This window comes from Streptomyces sp. NPDC059355, from assembly GCF_042752335.1.
GTDB lineage: Bacteria > Actinomycetota > Actinomycetes > Streptomycetales > Streptomycetaceae > Streptomyces.
Genome location: NZ_JBHYXN010000052.1, coordinates 37,420 through 53,232 on the forward strand (window position 1 = coordinate 37,420; position 15,813 = coordinate 53,232).

Annotated in this window: 14 protein-coding genes; 12 read left to right on the forward strand and 2 right to left on the reverse strand. The window is 73.2% G+C overall.

Annotated elements, in window-relative coordinates:
* The first annotated feature begins 13 nt into the window (after positions 1-13).
* The 7 genes from hydA (at position 14) to recQ (ending at position 8,989) form a co-directional block, all read left to right on the forward strand.
* Entirely contained in the window at positions 14-1,414 is a 1,401-nt protein-coding gene (gene hydA / locus ACFXGI_RS33495; protein WP_384715051.1) for a dihydropyrimidinase, read from the forward strand.
* A gap of 9 nt (positions 1,415-1,423) precedes the next feature.
* Positions 1,424-2,425 (forward strand): TIGR03842 family LLM class F420-dependent oxidoreductase, encoded by a 1,002-nt coding sequence (locus tag ACFXGI_RS33500; RefSeq protein ID WP_384715054.1) that lies wholly within the window; start codon positions 1,424-1,426, stop codon positions 2,423-2,425.
* 35 nt (positions 2,426-2,460) lie between these two features.
* Complete coding sequence (locus tag ACFXGI_RS33505; protein ID WP_384715057.1) at positions 2,461-3,960, forward strand: NCS1 family nucleobase:cation symporter-1; 1,500 nt, start codon at positions 2,461-2,463, stop codon at positions 3,958-3,960.
* An 87-nt stretch (positions 3,961-4,047) separates the two neighbouring features.
* Positions 4,048-4,872 carry an inositol monophosphatase family protein gene (locus ACFXGI_RS33510; protein WP_384715059.1) on the forward strand — a complete coding sequence of 275 codons (825 nt, stop codon included), beginning with the start codon at positions 4,048-4,050 and terminating at the stop codon, positions 4,870-4,872.
* Between the two features lie 97 nt (positions 4,873-4,969).
* Positions 4,970-6,388 (forward strand): phytoene desaturase family protein, encoded by a 1,419-nt coding sequence (locus ACFXGI_RS33515; RefSeq protein ID WP_384715062.1) that lies wholly within the window; start codon positions 4,970-4,972, stop codon positions 6,386-6,388.
* On the forward strand, positions 6,388-6,900 hold the full coding sequence (locus ACFXGI_RS33520) for an O-acetyl-ADP-ribose deacetylase (RefSeq protein WP_384715065.1): 513 nt from the start codon (positions 6,388-6,390) through the stop codon (positions 6,898-6,900). Before ACFXGI_RS33515 ends, ACFXGI_RS33520 begins: the two co-directional genes overlap by 1 nt.
* Positions 6,901-6,964: 64 nt before the next feature.
* Positions 6,965-8,989 (forward strand): DNA helicase RecQ, encoded by a 2,025-nt coding sequence (recQ, locus tag ACFXGI_RS33525; protein ID WP_384715068.1) that lies wholly within the window; start codon positions 6,965-6,967, stop codon positions 8,987-8,989.
* Positions 8,990-9,035: 46 nt separating this feature from the next.
* On the opposite strand, the gene ACFXGI_RS33530 is transcribed toward recQ, so the two are convergent.
* Positions 9,036-9,512: a cupin domain-containing protein gene (locus tag ACFXGI_RS33530; RefSeq protein WP_384715071.1), complete on the reverse strand. Its 477-nt coding sequence runs from the start codon at positions 9,510-9,512 to the stop codon at positions 9,036-9,038.
* Between the two features lie 135 nt (positions 9,513-9,647).
* Between ACFXGI_RS33530 and ACFXGI_RS33535 the strand changes: the two genes are divergently transcribed.
* Positions 9,648-10,559, forward strand: a complete 912-nt coding sequence (locus tag ACFXGI_RS33535; RefSeq protein WP_384715074.1) for a LysR family transcriptional regulator — start codon at positions 9,648-9,650, stop codon at positions 10,557-10,559.
* A gap of 222 nt (positions 10,560-10,781) precedes the next feature.
* On the opposite strand, the gene ACFXGI_RS33540 is transcribed toward ACFXGI_RS33535, so the two are convergent.
* Positions 10,782-11,690 carry a hypothetical protein gene (locus ACFXGI_RS33540; protein WP_384715077.1) on the reverse strand — a complete coding sequence of 303 codons (909 nt, stop codon included), beginning with the start codon at positions 11,688-11,690 and terminating at the stop codon, positions 10,782-10,784.
* Between the two features lie 133 nt (positions 11,691-11,823).
* On the opposite strand from ACFXGI_RS33540, the gene ACFXGI_RS33545 reads away from it, so the two are divergent.
* From ACFXGI_RS33545 to ACFXGI_RS33560, 4 genes are read left to right on the forward strand one after another with little or no spacing between them, the layout of a single operon-like run.
* A complete protein-coding gene (locus ACFXGI_RS33545) occupies positions 11,824-12,432 on the forward strand; it encodes a DUF4255 domain-containing protein (protein ID WP_384715080.1) in 609 nt (202 codons plus the stop codon).
* The gene (locus ACFXGI_RS33550; RefSeq protein ID WP_384715083.1) at positions 12,429-13,322 is read left to right on the forward strand and encodes a hypothetical protein; all 894 of its coding nucleotides are present in this window, start codon (positions 12,429-12,431) and stop codon (positions 13,320-13,322) included. The genes ACFXGI_RS33545 and ACFXGI_RS33550 overlap by 4 nt, the downstream gene beginning before the upstream one ends.
* A 23-nt stretch (positions 13,323-13,345) precedes the next feature.
* Complete coding sequence (locus tag ACFXGI_RS33555; RefSeq protein ID WP_384715086.1) at positions 13,346-15,220, forward strand: phage tail sheath family protein; 1,875 nt, start codon at positions 13,346-13,348, stop codon at positions 15,218-15,220.
* Positions 15,221-15,246: 26 nt separating this feature from the next.
* Positions 15,247-15,702 (forward strand): phage tail protein, encoded by a 456-nt coding sequence (locus tag ACFXGI_RS33560; RefSeq protein WP_030858299.1) that lies wholly within the window; start codon positions 15,247-15,249, stop codon positions 15,700-15,702.
* Positions 15,703-15,813: the final 111 nt, after the last annotated feature.

The window sequence follows — 15,813 nt, forward strand, 5'->3', positions numbered from 1 at the left end:
GGAGGCGCCGCACATGTCCATCCGCACCCTCATCCGCGGCGGCCTCGTCATCACGGCCGCCGACGAACTCCACGCCGACGTACTGGTCGAGGACGGCCGCGTCGCCGCCCTCGCGGCCCACGGCTCGGCGGCCGCCGAGGCCTGGACGGCCGACCGCACGATCGACGCGAGCGGGAAGTACGTCATCCCCGGCGGGGTCGACGCCCACACCCACATGGAGCTGCCCTTCGGCGGGACCGCCGCCTCGGACACCTTCGAGACCGGGACCCGGGCCGCCGCCTGGGGCGGCACCACCACCATCGTCGACTTCGCCGTCCAGAGCATGGGCCAGGCCCTGCGCCAGGGCCTCGACACCTGGTACGACAAGGCCGACGGCAAGTGCTCCGTCGACTACGCCTTCCACATGATCCTCTCGGACGTCAACGAGGGGACCCTGAAGGAGATGGACCACCTGATCGGGGAGGGAGTCACCTCCTTCAAGCTGTTCATGGCCTACCCCGGGGTGTTCTACAGCGACGACGGGCAGATCCTGCGCGCCATGCAGCGGGCCTCCGGCAACGGCGGGCTGATCATGATGCACGCCGAGAACGGCATCGCCATCGACGTGCTCGTCGAACAGGCCCTGGCCCGGGGCGAGACCGACCCCCGCCACCACGGCGAGGTCCGCAAGGTCGTCCTGGAAGCCGAGGCCACCCACCGGGCGATCCAGCTCGCGCGCGTCGCCGGCTCCCCGCTGTACGTGGTCCACGTCTCGGCGGACGAGGCGGTGGCCGAGCTCGCCGCCGCCCGCGACAAGGGCCTGCCGGTGTTCGGCGAGACCTGCCCGCAGTACCTCTTCCTGTCCACCGACAACCTCGAAGAGCCCGATTTCCAGGGCGCCAAGTACGTCTGCTCCACCCCGCTGAGGCCGCGCGAGCACCAGGCGGCGCTGTGGCGGGGGCTGCGGACCAACGACCTCCAGGTGGTCTCCACCGACCACTGCCCGTTCTGCTTCCGCGGCCAGAAGGAACTCGGCCGCGGGGACTTCTCCAAGATCCCGAACGGGCTGCCGGGGGTGGAGAACCGGATGGATCTCCTCCACCAGGCCGTCCTGGACGGGCACATCAGCCGCCGCCGCTGGATCGAGATCGCCTGCGCGAGCCCGGCCCGGATGTTCGGCCTCTACCCGCAGAAGGGCACCATCGCGCCGGGCTCCGACGCCGACATCGTCCTCTACGATCCGCACGCCGAGCAGGTCATCTCCGCCGAGACGCACCACATGAACGTGGACTACTCGGCGTACGAGGGCAAGCGGATCACCGGACGCGTCGACACCGTGCTCTCCCGCGGCGAACTCGTCATCGACCGGCGCGAGTACACGGGCCGGGCCGGCCACGGGGTGTTCATCCCCCGCTCCACCTGCCAGTACCTCTAAGGAGCCGTGATGGACTTCGGCCTCGTCCTCCAGACCGACCCGCCCGCCTCCCGGGTCGTCAGCCTCATGACGCGCGCCGAGCGCAACGGCTTCCGCTACGGCTGGACCTTCGACTCGGCGGTCCTGTGGCAGGAACCCTTCGTCATCTACAGCCAGATCCTCGCGAACACCCAGAAGCTGCACATCGGGCCGATGGTCACCAACCCCGGCACCCGCACCTGGGAGGTCACCGCCTCCACCTTCGCCACCCTCAACGACATGTACGGCAACCGCACGGTGTGCGGGATCGGCCGCGGGGACTCGGCGATGCGGGTCGCCGGACGCAAACCGAACACCCTGGCCCGCCTCGGCGAGGCCATCGACGTCATCCGTGACCTCGCCGAGGGCCGGGAGGCCGAGGTCGACGGGAACGCGCTGCGGCTCCCGTGGGTCCGGGACGGGAAACTTCCCGTCTGGATGGCCGCGTACGGGCCGAAGGCGCTGGCCCTGGCCGGGGAGAAGGCGGACGGGTTCATCCTCCAGCTCGCCGACCCCTACCTCACCGAGTGGATGGTCGGCTCCGTCCGGCAGGCCGCCGAACAGGCCGGGCGCGATCCGGACGCGGTCACCATCTGCGTCGCGGCCCCGGCGTACGTGGGCGAGGACCTGGCCCACGCCCGCGACCAGTGCCGCTGGTTCGGCGGGATGGTCGGCAACCACGTCGCCGACCTCGTCGGCCGCTACGGAGAGCACTCCGGCATGGTGCCGGACGCCCTCACCGAATACATCAAGGCCCGCGAGGGCTACGACTACAGCCACCACGGCCGCGCCGGGAACCCGTCCGCCGACTTCGTGCCCGACGAGATCGTGGACCGCTTCTGCCTGCTCGGCCCGCCCGAGGCCCACATCGAGAAGCTGCGGGCCCTGCGCGACCTGGGCGTCGACCAGTTCGCCGTGTACGACATGCACGACGCGCAGGAAGCCACCATCGACGCGTACGGGCAGCACGTGATCCCGGCGCTCAGAGCCTGACCGAGCCCCCCACCGACCCGAAGGAACGCGCGCACATGCCGGACCACACGATCGGCGACACCCGGGACCGCGTCGAGCTCGCTCCCGGCGAGGTCCCCTCCGACGGCCGCTTCGCCAACCCCGACCTCCTCCCCGTACCGGTCGAGGCCAGGCGCTGGACGACGTACAATTTCACGGCCCTGTGGGTCGGCATGGCGCACAACATCCCCTCCTGGCTGCTCGCCTCCGGGCTGGTGGCCCTGGGGATGGACTGGAAACAGGCCGTCTTGACCATCGCGCTGGCCAACCTCATCGTGCTGGCGCCGATGCTGCTCATCGGGCACGCCGGGCCCAAGTACGGAATCCCGTTCCCGGTGCTGGCCCGGGCCCCGTTCGGGGTGCGCGGAGCCAACCTGGCCGCCCTGATCCGGGCGGCCGTGGCCTGCGCCTGGTTCGGGATCCAGACCTGGATCGGCGGGTCCGGGATCTTCGTCCTGCTCGGCAAGGTCTTCGGCGGCTGGGAGGACGCCGCGGAGATCGCCGGCCAGCCCTGGCCGCTGTGGCTGTGCTTCATCCTCTTCTGGGCCCTCGAACTCGCCATCATCTACCGGGGGATGGAAGCCCTGCGGCGCTTCGAGAACTGGGCCGCGCCCTTCGTCATCGTCGGCGCGCTGGCGCTGCTGGTGTGGATCGGGGTCAAGGCGGGCGGCTTCGGCGAGCTGCTCGACCAGCCGTCCAAGCTCGGCTGGGGCGAAGACTTCTGGCAGGTCTTCTTCCCGTCGCTGATGGGAATGATCGCCTTCTGGTCCACCCTCTCGCTCAACATCCCCGACTTCACGCGCTTCGGCGCCGGCCAGCGCAGCCAGATCCTCGGACAGACACTCGGGCTGCCGACGACGATGACCCTCTTCGCGCTGCTGTCGGTGTTCGTCACCTCCGGGTCGGAAGCGGTGTACGGCGCCCCGATCTGGGACCCGGTGGAGCTGGTCTCCAAGACCGACAGCGTCTTCGGGCTGCTCTACGCCCTGGTCACGGTGCTCGTCGCGACGATCTCGGTGAACATCGCGGCCAACGTCGTCTCCCCGGCGTACGACCTGGCCAACCTGGCCCCCCGCAGGATCAACTTCCGCCGGGGCGCGCTGATCACGGGCGTGGTCGGCGTCCTGATCATGCCGTGGAAGCTGACCTCCACCCCCGAGCTGTACATCTACACCTGGCTCGGCCTGGTCGGCGGACTGCTCGGCACGGTCGCCGGCATCCTCATCGCGGACTACTGGGTCGTGCGGCGCACCCGGCTGTCACTGCCCGACCTGTACCGGGAGGGCGGCCCGTACTGGTACACGGGCGGCTGGAACATCAGTGCGGTGGCGGCCTTCGTGGTCGGCGGCGTCCTGGCCATCGGCGGCTCCCACTCGGCCCCCGGCCAGGGCCCCTTCCCGGAGGAGGGCCTGATCCCCTTCCTGAAGCCCCTCGCCGACTACGGCTGGGCGGTCGGCGTGGCCTCGTCCTTCCTCCTGTACACGGCCCTCATGATCCGCCGGCGTCCCACCCGCTGACCGGCGGCACCCGCAGTCCACCCGGAGGTCGGCGAATGGACGCGATGGGCGGTGGGGTTTGTCAGCCGGGCGTGGTGTGATGGGGGCATGATCGAAGAGTTCCTGGCCCAAGACCTGTCCGCAGTGGAAGAAGCGATCCGCAAGGCGGCGGCGGCCGAGATCATGCCGAGATTCCGGCAGCTCGCCGACCACGAGGTGGACCAGAAGAGCGGTCCGCACGATCTGGTGACCGTCGCCGACCGCAAGGCCGAGGAGCACCTCACGGCCTCCCTGACCCACCTGCTGCCCGGCTCCGCCGTCGTCGGCGAGGAGGCGGTCCACGCGGACCCGGCCGTGTACGGGGCACTGCGCGCCGACGCGCCGGTGTGGATCGTCGACCCGGTGGACGGCACCCGGCAGTTCGTCGCCGGAGACCCGGAGTTCTGCACCCTGGTCGCCCTGGCCCACCGCGGCGAGATCCTCGCCTCCTGGACCTTCGCCCCGGCGCTGGAGGAGCTGGCGACCGCCGTGCGCGGGCAGGGTGCGTACGTCAACGGCGAGCGGATCCGCAGCGGTTCGCCGAAGCCCGGCGCCGACCTGCGGGTCGCCATGGCCCACCCGCTGTACACATCCGACGAGGACAAGGCGACCCTGTCCCGGCTCGACGTGCCCGGGGTCGCGGCCCGGCCCTGCGGCTCGGCGGGCCTGGAGTACCTGAAGGTGGCCCGCGGGGAGATGGACGGGCTCGCCTTCACCTGGCCCTCGGCGTGGGACCACGCGGCCGGACTGCTGCTCGTCGCCGAGGCGGGCGGCGCGCAGAGCACCGTCGCCGGGGTCCCCTTCCGGGTGGACCGGGACAACGAGCTGCCGTTCGCCGTGGGGCGCGACGAGGCCACGGCCGTCCGGATCCGCGAGCTGCTGCGCGGCGCGTGAGCGCCCCCGTCCGGTCGAACCGGGCGCTGGCGGGGGCCGGTGTGGACGGGGCGAATATCCTGGGAGCGCAGCCGCCGCCGGACGAAGGAGTCTCAAGGTGCCGTCGATTCTCGATGCGGTCGTGGTGGGGGCGGGGCCCAACGGGCTGACCGCCGCCGTCGAGCTGGCCCGGCGCGGCTTCTCGGTGGCCGTGTTCGAGGCCGCGGAGACGGTCGGCGGCGGGGCCCGCACCGAGGAGCTCACGCTCCCGGGCTTCCGGCACGACCCCTGCTCGGCCGTGCACCCGCTCGGCATCGGCTCGCCGGTGTTCTCCACCATGCCGCTGAAGCGGTACGGGCTGGAGTGGCTGCACGCCCCGCTGCCCATGGCGCACCCCTTCGACGACGGCACGGCCGCCGTGCTCTCCCACTCCGTCTCCGAGACGGCTGCCTCCCTCGGCCCGCGCGACGCGGGCACGTACCGGCGGCTGGTGGCCCCCTTCCTCGGCAAATGGGACACCCTGGCCCGGGACTTCATGTCCCTGCCCTCGACCGCCCTGCCCCGGGACCCCGTCACCCTGGCCCGTTTCGGGCTCGCCGGACTGCCGCCCTCCACCTGGCTGCTGAACCGCTTCCACGAGGAGCGGGCGCGGGCCCTGTTCGCCGGGCTCGTCGCGCACGTGATCGCCCCGCTGGGCGGGATCGGCACGAGCGCCGTCGGCCTCGTCTTCGCCCTCGCCGCGCACGCCGGCGGCTGGCCCGTGCCGCGCGGCGGCTCGCAGTCGATCTCGGACGCCCTCGCCGGGTACCTGCGCGACCTGGGCGGCGTGGTCCACACCGGCTTCGAGGTCAAGCGCCTCGACGACCTGCCCCCCGCCCGGGCGTACGTCTTCGACACCTCGCCGACCGCGCTGGCCCGGATCGCCCGGCTGGGGCGCGCGTACGACGGCTACAAGTACGGCGCCGCCGCGTTCAAGCTCGACTACGCCCTGTCCGGCCCCGTGCCCTGGACCGCCGAGGCCCCCCGCCGGGCCGGCACCGTACAGATCGGCCCGCGCGCCCGCGACATCGACGCCGCCCTCCAGCTGGCCACCGGCGGGCGGGCCCCGCGCAACCCCTTCCTGATCACTGCCCAGCCCAGCCTGGTGGACCCCGGCCGGGCGCCCGAGGGCAAGCACGTGTTCTGGGCGTACGGGCACGTCCCCGCAGGCTGGGGCGGCAGCCTCACCGAAGCCGTCGAGCGGCAGATCGAGCGCTTCGCCCCCGGCTTCCGCGACCTGGTGCTGGCCCGCGCCACCGCCGGCCCGCCGGAACTGGCCGCCCGCAACCCCAACTACGTCGGCGGCGACATCGCGTGCGGCGCGGCCTCCGGACTCCAGCTGCTGCTGCGGCCCAAGCTGTCCCTGTTCCCGTACACGACGGCCCACCCGGCCGTGTTCCTCTGCTCCTCCGCCACACCGCCCGGCCCGGGAGTGCACGGCATGTCCGGGCACAACGCGGCCAAGGCGGTCTGGCGCCATCTGAGAAGGGCCTCCTGATGGTGCGCATCACCCTCGTGCAAGGCGACATCACGGCCGAGCAAGCGGACGCGATCGTCAATGCGGCGAACTCCTCGCTGCTCGGCGGCGGGGGAGTGGACGGCGCCATCCACCGGCGCGGCGGCCCCGAGATCCTGGACGCCTGCCGGGCGCTGCGCGCCTCCCGGTACGGCAAGGGCCTCGCGACGGGCCGGGCCGTGGCCACGACGGCGGGCCGGCTCCCGGCCGACTGGGTGATCCACACGGTGGGCCCGGTGTGGTCCCGGGACGAGGACCGCTCGGCGCAGCTGGCCTCCTGCTACCGCGAGTCCCTGCGGGTCGCGGCCGAGCTGGGGGCCCGTACGGTCGCCTTCCCGGCGATCTCCACCGGAATCTTCGGCTGGCCGATGGACGACGGCGCCCGGATCGCGGTGGAAACGGTCCGCGCGGCCGCCGCGGAGCCCGTGGAGGAAGTCCGCTTCGTCCTCTTCGACGAGAAGGCGTACGCGGTCTTCGCGACGGCGCTGGGGTAGCGCCGGGGCGGGGGACGAGGCCGATGCGTCCGGATGTGTCGGTGGGGGTCGATAGGCTTCTGGGATGAGCCTTGTCGACGCCCCCACCGAGACCCCCGATGCCCTCGAGGTGCTGCACCGCGTCTTCGGATACGACTCCTTCCGCGGCGAGCAGCAGCAGATCATCGAGCACGTGGCCGGCGGCGGGGATGCGCTGGTCCTGATGCCGACGGGCGGCGGCAAATCGCTCTGCTACCAGATCCCGGCGCTGGTCAGAGCCGGTACGGGCGTGGTGGTCTCACCGCTGATCGCGCTCATGCAGGACCAGGTGGACGCGCTGACGGCGCTCGGGGTGCGGGCCGGGTTCCTGAATTCGACGCAGGACCCGTACGAGCGCCAGGCCGTCGAGCAGGCCTTCCTCGCCGGTGAGCTGGACCTGCTGTACCTGGCCCCCGAGCGGCTGCGCACCGAGGGCACCCAGCGGCTGCTCGACCGGGGCACGGTGTCGCTCTTCGCGATCGACGAGGCGCACTGCGTCGCCCAGTGGGGCCACGACTTCCGGCCCGACTACCTGGCGCTGTCGATGCTGCACGAGCGCTGGCCGACGGTGCCGCGGATCGCGCTGACCGCGACGGCCACCGAGGCCACGCACGCCGAGATCGCGGCCCGGCTGGGGCTGGCGGAGGACGGCGGGGCCCGGCATTTCGTCGCCAGCTTCGACCGGCCCAACATCCAGTACCGGATCGCCCCGAAGAACAACCCGACCCGGCAGCTGCTGGAGCTGATCCGCACCGAGCACGCCGGGGACGCCGGAGTCGTCTACTGCCTGTCGCGGGCCTCGGTGGAGAAGACCGCCGCGTTCCTGGTGGAGCACGGCATCGACGCGGTCGCGTACCACGCGGGCATGGACTCCCGGACGCGCGCTGCGAACCAGGCGCGCTTCCTGCGGGAGGACGGCGTCGTGGTGGTGGCCACGATCGCGTTCGGCATGGGCATCGACAAGCCGGACGTGCGGTTCGTGGCGCACCTGGACCTGCCGAAGTCGGTCGAGGGCTACTACCAGGAGACCGGCCGCGCCGGACGCGACGGGGAGCCGGCCACGGCCTGGCTCGCGTACGGGCTTCAGGACGTGGTGCAGCAGCGCAAGATGATCGAGGGCTCCGAGGGCGACGAGACGCACCGCCGCTCCCTGGCCGCGCACCTCGACGCGATGCTCACCCTGTGCGAGACGGTCGAGTGCCGCCGGGTGCGGCTGCTGGCGTACTTCGGGCAGGCGGCGGCCGGGCCGTGCGGCAACTGCGACACCTGCCTGACCCCCGCCGAGTCCTGGGACGGCACGGTCGCCGCGCAGAAGCTGATGTCCACGGTGTGGCGGCTGGCGAAGGAGCGGCGGCAGAAGTTCGGCGCCGGCCAGATCATCGACATCCTCCAGGGCAAGAAGACGGCCAAGGTCATCCAGTTCGACCACGACGCGCTGTCGGTCTTCGGGATCGGCGCGGACCTGAGCACCGCGGAATGGCGCGGGGTCGTACGGCAGCTGCTGGCCTCGGGGCTGCTGGCGGTCGAGGGGGACTACGGCACGCTGGTGCTGACCGACGCCAGCGGTGAGGTGCTGGGCGGGCGCCGCAGCGTGCCGATGCGCAAGGAGGCCGCGCCGGCCCCCGCGGCCCGCAAGTCCTCCGGCTCGGGCTCCGGCTCGGGGAAGGCCGGGCGGGTCCCGGTCGATCTGCCTGCGGCGGCCGTGCCGGTCTTCGAGGCCCTGCGCGCCTGGCGGGCCGCGACCTCGAAGGAGCAGGGCGTGCCGGCGTACGTGGTCTTCCACGACGCGACACTGCGGGAGATCGCGACCCGGCTGCCCGGCACGGCCGAGGAGCTCGGCACGATCAGCGGTGTCGGCGAGGCGAAGCTGGCCAAGTACGCGGAGGGGATCCTGGCCGCGCTGGCCGGGACCGGAGCCGCCGCCGGCCCGGCCTCCCCGCCCCCGGGGTCCCTGGGGTCCCCGGCGTCCCCGCCCCGGGCTGCGGACCCGGAGCCCCCGGCCCCGCACGCCGACGAGGAACCGCCCTTCGACTTCGACGACACGGACCCGCCCTGGGACGACTGGGAGTAGGCCGGCCCGTACGCCCCCCCGCGGCGCCCACCCCGGGGCCGGGCACTCAGGCCCCGGGGAAGTGGACGTCGTAGCGGTCCTGGTGGGGCAGCAGCTCCTCGAACGGCGCCAGCCCGTGCTGGATGCGCCCCAGCGTCCGGAAGTAGCCGAAGCGCTCCACCCCGGGGGTCAGCACGACGAGGAGTTCGGCGCCCCCGCCGGGGGCCGCGCCGAACGCGTGCGTCAGCCCCGGCGGCACGAGGACCAGCCCGCCTTCGGCCACCCGCACTGCCTCCGTGCCGAGGAGGAAGTCGGCGGCGCCGCCGAGCACGTAGAAGAGTTCGGTGGACCGGGTGTGGAAGTGGTTCGGCGCCCCGGCCGAACCCGCGCCCAGGCTCAGCCGGTTCACCCCGGCCGCGCCGCCGTCGGCCAGCAGCCGGAAGGCCCCCGAGTGGGGCAGCGGCACCTCCTCCGCGTCCGCCGCCCGCACGACGAGCGCGGTCGCGCCGCCGCCCGTACCCGCGAGCCGTCCCTGGTGTCCCATCCGTGTCCTTCCGCCGCTTCCGGTCCGTCGTACCGACCGCTCCATTCGAGCAGGGCGACAGCCGCCGAACCAGCGCCGTTTCGCACGTACAGTCATCTCCGATCGTGATGGGTCGGGCCGCCGGGAGGACCGCGGATGGAACTACGGCAGCTGCGGTACTTCGTGGCCGTCACCGAGGAAGGGGGCTTCGGCCGGGCCGCCGAGCGGCTGCACACCGTCCAGTCGGCGGTGAGCCGTCAGATCGGCCTGCTGGAACGGGAACTGGGCCTGGTCCTGTTCACCCGCACCACCCGCAGGGTGGGCCTCACCGGCGCCGGGGAGCGGCTGCTCCCGGAGGCGCGGGCGGTGCTCGCCGCGGCCGCCCGCACGCGGGAGGTGGCCGCCGAGGTCGCGGCGGGCGCGACCGGAGTGCTCAGGCTGGGTACGGTGCACGGTCCGGGGGACCGGGTCTACCGCCTGCTGGAGGAGCTCGCCGACCGCGCACCGGGGCTGCGGGTGCGGCCGGTCCGGCTGCCGGTGACCGAGCGGCTCGCGGCGGTGCGTTCGGGCGAGCTGGACGCCGCGCTGGTCCGGGCCCGGCCCGACGCCCCCGGCCTGGAGCTGCTGCCGCTGTGGCGGGACCGGCTGTACGCGGCCCTGCCGGGCGGGCATCCGCTGGCCGCCGCCGAGGAGCTCGGCCCGGAGCAGCTGGCGCACCTGCCGCTGCGGCTGGCCGCGCGCGAGGACAACCCGCCCTTCCACGACCTGGTCGCCCCGCTGGCCGCGGCACCGGCCGGGCCGCCCTTCACCGACCTGCTCGCCACACTGACGTCGATCGGCGAGAGCCCCCTGGCCCCGTCCTGGACGGTGTTCTACGAGGTGGGGCCGCTGCCGAGGCTGCCGCGCACCGCGATCCGGCCGCTGACCCGGCCGGCCCTGACGACGTACCTGGCGGTGCTGCCGGGGCCTCCGGGACCGGCGCTGCGCCAACTGCTGGCGGCCGCGGCCGCCCCAGCCCCCGCCCCAGCCCCCGCACCGGGGCCCGGGCCTGCGGGCCCGCACGGCTGAGACCCCGGGTCAGGGGAGCCTAGGGAGTGTCGTCAAAGTGGCGTCGGCCGCCCGGGAGGGCGGGGCCGGCGGGGTCTGGTGCGTGCGATCGCAAGGCGGAGGAGGGAATCGACGCGGTGGGGGCACCTCCCAGCGGTAGCTGGGGGATGTCGGTGACCGACGACAACGCGGCGAGCGTGCGTGCCAGGCCCCGCCGGCCAGACGGGACTTTGACGACACGACCTAGGCCGCGTCGGCGGTGCGGTCCTCGTCCGGATCCTCCTCCTCGGCCTCGTCGGAGTGCGCGGCGCACGGCGGGCACAGCCGGGTGTACTCCGCCATCACCTCCTCGACCGTCTCCTTCTGCTTGCGCTCGCACGCCTTCTTCCGCGTCTCCTCCTTGCACAGCAGCTCGGCGCGGGCCCCCTCCAGCACGGCGATCGCCTGCCAGCCCTTGAACACGCACAGCAGGGCCTTGCAGAGGCAGTCGACGAACTCGGAGACCGTGGTGAAGCCCCGCCAGGCCTCCGCGCTGCGGCGGAGCAGCACCAGCAGGCGCGCGTAGAGGCGTACGACGTCCTTGCCCAGGACCGCGTCGCAGACGTCCGCCAGCAGCTGGGCGGCGTCCGTCCTGATCTTCGCCGCGCGCTCCGGCAGCGCCGTCAGCTCCCCGTCCAGGTCGGTGAAGCAGGCCGCGGCCTTCGAGGTGTCCGCCGTGTACCGGGCGATGCGCGCCGCCAGGGTGGCGACCGTGTCCTCCCGGCCGACCGTGTCGTCGACATCGCACCCGCAGTCGTCCACGCAGCAGCCCCGGCCGCCCGTGCAGCGGCGGATCTCGTCGAAGACCTTGTCGACGGCCTGCTGCAGGCAGTGGCGCTGCTCGTGGGTGACCCGGCAGCGGATCTGCTCGCGGACCTTGGCGAGTGTCGCCGCCGCCTCGTCCAGATCGGTCTTCGCGGCCAGCCGGGCCTTGGTGTACTCGGTCCGCGCGCTGTTGAACTTCTCCTGGAACTCGCGTAGTTGGGGCAGGTGCTGCTGGGTGACCTCGGCCCGGCGCTGGATGCCCGCTGCGACGCAGGCGAGCTCGTCGATCGCGCCGGGATCGCAGCCGCCCGTGCCGGCGGCCGGGGGGTGGTGCGCAGTGCTGCTCATGGTGGGCTCTCCTGGGTGAGGGGGCAGGCGCACCCGAGTGTGGGCCGGTTGGTGTCACCGGTTCGTCGCCCGGCCATCGCCGCCCGCCGCCCGCGCAACGCGCCGGTGACGGGAGGGGCCGCAGCATCGGCCCATGGCTGGATACCGGGCACTCGCCGCCGTGGGGCGCAGCGTCGTCGCGCTGCTCAACCGGCGCTTCGCCGAGGAGATCCCGGCAGGGCGCCGCCCGGAGGCGGTCCTCGCCGGACCTGTCGACTTCGACAAGGTGGACACCCCGGGCTCCGTCATCCGCAATCCGGCGGTGTCCGTCTACTGCTACCGCCTGAGCATCGACCGCGAGACCCGGCCCGCGCTGGCGGCGATGGCCGCCCAGGACGGGCTGCCCCGGCTGCCGCTGCGGATGCACCTGATGATCGCCGCCTGGGACCGGTTCGTGGAGGCGGAGCTCGAATGGCTGGGGCTGGCCGCCCGGATCCTGGAGTGCGAGGGAGTGCTCACCGGGCCGCTGCTGCACCCGAGCGGGGACTGGCTCGCCGGGGACTCGGTGCAGATCGTCCCCGACGAGCTGGCGATGGACTCGATGAGCGAGGCCTTCCAGGCGATGACCACCGACTACCGGCTCTGCCTGCCGTACGTCGCCCGGGTCGTCCGGATCGACGGGCCGGCCGGCCCCGCCGCGGGCGAGGTCACCGTGGTCACCGCCGGGTCGTCGGCCGGATCGTCGGCGGAGCCGCTCCGATGACGCCGGGGACGGGAGGCTCCGGCGGGGCGGACCGGCGGATCGCCGTGGAGGCCGGTCCGGTCGACGTACTGCACCGGCTCGCGCTGGCCGTACGGCCCCTGGACGCCAGGAGCCGGGCCGCCGCCGGGCCGGGGCTGCGCGTGGGCTGCGAGGGCGAGCCCGTACCGGGCCGCCGGCAGCGCCGCCCGCAGGACCTGGTCCGCCCGCTCGAAGGGCACGGCGCCACCGGGTACGTCCTGCGCCACACCACCGCGGGCGTCCTCCCGGCCGCCGTCACCGTACGGATCGAAGATCCCGCCCGCCGCTGGATACCGCGCCGTTTCACCGTACCGCTGTGGACCCGCGCCGAAGTCTCCGGCGCCGACGAGCGGCCGCCCACCGCCCCCCACGTCCGCGCCGACGCCCGGCTGTTGGTCCCCTGGCTGCTGCCCGGCCCCGCCTACCCGGTCCCACAGGGCACGACCGGCCTGCGGCTGCGCGTCGTACGCCCGGACGCCGCCGCCACCCCCGTGCGCTGGCCGCGGGTGGACGCCTTCGGGCCGGGCGGAGTCCCGCTCGGCTGGGCCCACGGCGACGAGCACGGCCAGGTGCTGCTGCTCATCGACGGGGTCGGGGTGCTCCCGTACCCGCCGCCCTCCCGGTTCGCCGTCGCGCTGCGCACCCACGCCCCCGACCCGCCGGCGGGTGCGTCGGCAGATCCGCCGGCCGACCTCGTCGCGGAGCCGGTCGAGCGCAGCGCCAACCCGCCCCGGCCGCAGGACCTCGACAACGCGGTGCTGCGCGGCACCGCCCGCCCGGCCGGGTACCGCACCGCCGCCGCCGACACCGTCCGCGCCCTCACCGTCGGCCAGGTGGTCCACGCCGCCGACGTGCCGCACGTACCCGCCTGACCCGTGACCGAGGAGACCCGTACATGCCCGAGTACCTGACCCCCGGCGTCTACGTCGAGGAGACCAGCTTCCGTTCACGGTCCATCGAGGGAGTGCCGACCAGCACGTTCGGCATGGCGGGGCGCACCGAGTACGGACCGGTGCCGTACCTCCTGCCGGGCGGCCCCACCGTGCTGCCGGGACCGGCGCTGGTGACGAGCTACACCGAGTACGAACGGGCCTTCGGCGGGCTGAAGATCGGCGAGGAGGACTGCCAGCTCGCCCTGGCGGCCCGGGCCTTCTTCGCCAACGGCGGGCGCCGCCTCTACGTCTCCCGGGTCTTCCCCTTCGTCCGTACGAGCGCCGCCGAGGACGCGCCCCCCGCCGTCGACGCCAACTTCGCCTCCCTGGCCGTCCCGGCGGCGGGCACCCCGCTGCTGTACTGGCGGGCTCGCTGGCCGGGCTCCGCCGGTGCCCGGATCGCCGTGGCGGTGACCTTCCGGCGCGGCAAGAACATCCTGATCGCCGGCGCCGACGGAGCGCCCCGGCTCACCGGCGTACAGGCGGGCGCCGCCGTGGAGGTCCTCCCGCTGAGCGGCGGGAACGCGCCCTCCCCGTCCGACGTCACGCCACCGGTGCCCACCACCGTCAGGACCGTCGTGCGCCGCGCCGACGGGGTCCTCGGATACCTGAAGGGCCAGGGCGATTTCGAGCCCGTCGAGGCCGGAACCGCCGCCTTCCACCTGACGCTGGCCGTCACCGTGCGCCTGGGCGAGCGCGTCGACGTGTACAACGAGCTGGAGCTCGACGACCGGCACCCGCGCTCGGTGGGCAACGTACTGCAGGCCGCCGATCCGGCCGACGAGTTCTCCCTCGTCTGGCTGGAGACGGTGAAGCCCGCGGCCGGAGCACCGCCGACGCTCCCCGGCGCCCGGCTCGTCGCCCTGCTCGGCCTCGGGCAGCCCGGCGTCCACCTGACCCGCGGCGGCGACGGACTGGAGCCGACCGCGCAGGACCTCGGCGGCAAGGAGGCCAATCCGGACAGCCTCACCGATCCCGCCCGCGGGCTCGGCGCGCTCGCCGAGATCGACGACATCGCCATCGTCGCCCTCCCGGACACCGTCACCCTGCCCGCCGCCGAGCAGAAGACCGCCGTCGACCTCCTCATCGGGCACTGCGAGAGGCTGCGCTACCGGATGGCGATCGTCGATCCGCCCCGCGACAGCTCGATCTCCGAAGTGCGCCGCTTCCGGGCCCAGTTCGACACCAAGTACGCCGCGCTCTACTACCCCTGGGTACGGATCACCGATCCGAGCCGGCGCCCCGACCCCGGAGCGCCGCCGCCCGTGATCGACGTGCCGCCCTCCGGATACGTCGCCGGGGTCTACGCCCGCAGCGACGTGGAGCGCGGGGTGCACAAGGCCCCGGCCAACGAAGTCCTGCTCGGCATCAACGACTTCACCGCCAACGTGACCTACGACCGGCAGTCCGTGCTCAACCCGGAGGGCGTCAACGCCCTGCGCTTCTTCGAGGGCCGGGCCCGGCGGGTGTGGGGCGCCCGGACGATGAGCTCGGACCCGGAGTGGAAGTACGTCAACGTGCGCAGGCTCTTCATCTACCTGGAGCACTCCATCGAGAAGTCCACCCAGTGGGCGGTGTTCGAGCCGAACAACGAGCGGCTGTGGGCCTCCGTACGGCAGACCGTCGAGGACTTCCTGATCACCGTCTGGCGGACCGGGGCCCTGCTCGGCACCAAGCCCGAGGAGGCCTTCTTCGTCCGCTGCGACCGCACCACCATGACCCAGAACGACCTCGACAACGGGCGGTTGATCTGCCTGATCGGGGTGGCCCCCACCTACCCGGCCGAGTTCGTCGTGTTCCGCATCGGACAGTTCACGGCCGACGCACAGCGCGGCTGACGCCCGCAGAACGGGAGACACCACCCATGGCCACGCGCAACAACCCCTACGGAGCCTTCAACTTCCTCGTCAAACTCGGCGACACCGGCGGCGAGGACCAGATCGCCGGGGGCTTCTCCGACTTCAGCGGAGCCGGCAACGAGGTGAAGTTCTCCGAGTACCGCAACGGCAACGACCCCGAGAACCACGTCCGCAAGATCGCCAACACCAACACGACCAACGACGTCACCCTCAAGCGCGGCATCATCGGCGATCTGCGCCTCTTCAACTGGATCAAGGCCACCCGCGAGGGCGAGTACGACGCCCGCACCGTCACCGTCACCCTCCACGACGAGGGACGCCAGCCGGTCTGCGCCTGGGTGCTGCGCGCCGCCCAGCCCAAGAAGTGGGTCGGCCCCACCCTCACGGGCAAGGGGGGCGGGGAGGTCGCGATGGAGGAACTCCACCTCGTCGCCGAACGCATCGACTTCCAGTCGCTTTGAGACCTCCCCGTCCTGAAGGACCCCGTTGCTGATCTTTCATTTCGAGGGATGTGCGAGGAGGCGGCGTAAGTGAGTGGTGCGGGTGCGCTCGGGGCGGTGGCCTTGCTGCCA

Excerpts from the sequence above, each read along its gene's own strand:
- hydA (WP_384715051.1), top strand. The coding sequence starts at position 14 with ATGTCCATCCGCACCCTCATCCGCGGCGGCCTCGTCATCACGGCCGCC.
- ACFXGI_RS33500 (WP_384715054.1), top strand. The coding sequence starts at position 1,424 with ATGGACTTCGGCCTCGTCCTCCAGACCGACCCGCCCGCCTCCCGGGTC.
- ACFXGI_RS33505 (WP_384715057.1), top strand. The coding sequence starts at position 2,461 with ATGCCGGACCACACGATCGGCGACACCCGGGACCGCGTCGAGCTCGCT.
- ACFXGI_RS33510 (WP_384715059.1), top strand. The coding sequence starts at position 4,048 with ATGATCGAAGAGTTCCTGGCCCAAGACCTGTCCGCAGTGGAAGAAGCG.
- ACFXGI_RS33520 (WP_384715065.1), top strand. The coding sequence starts at position 6,388 with ATGGTGCGCATCACCCTCGTGCAAGGCGACATCACGGCCGAGCAAGCG.
- recQ (WP_384715068.1), top strand. The coding sequence starts at position 6,965 with ATGAGCCTTGTCGACGCCCCCACCGAGACCCCCGATGCCCTCGAGGTG.
- ACFXGI_RS33530 (WP_384715071.1), bottom strand. The coding sequence starts at position 9,512 with ATGGGACACCAGGGACGGCTCGCGGGTACGGGCGGCGGCGCGACCGCG.
- ACFXGI_RS33535 (WP_384715074.1), top strand. The coding sequence starts at position 9,648 with ATGGAACTACGGCAGCTGCGGTACTTCGTGGCCGTCACCGAGGAAGGG.
- ACFXGI_RS33540 (WP_384715077.1), bottom strand. The coding sequence starts at position 11,690 with ATGAGCAGCACTGCGCACCACCCCCCGGCCGCCGGCACGGGCGGCTGC.
- ACFXGI_RS33545 (WP_384715080.1), top strand. The coding sequence starts at position 11,824 with ATGGCTGGATACCGGGCACTCGCCGCCGTGGGGCGCAGCGTCGTCGCG.
- ACFXGI_RS33550 (WP_384715083.1), top strand. The coding sequence starts at position 12,429 with ATGACGCCGGGGACGGGAGGCTCCGGCGGGGCGGACCGGCGGATCGCC.
- ACFXGI_RS33555 (WP_384715086.1), top strand. The coding sequence starts at position 13,346 with ATGCCCGAGTACCTGACCCCCGGCGTCTACGTCGAGGAGACCAGCTTC.
- ACFXGI_RS33560 (WP_030858299.1), top strand. The coding sequence starts at position 15,247 with ATGGCCACGCGCAACAACCCCTACGGAGCCTTCAACTTCCTCGTCAAA.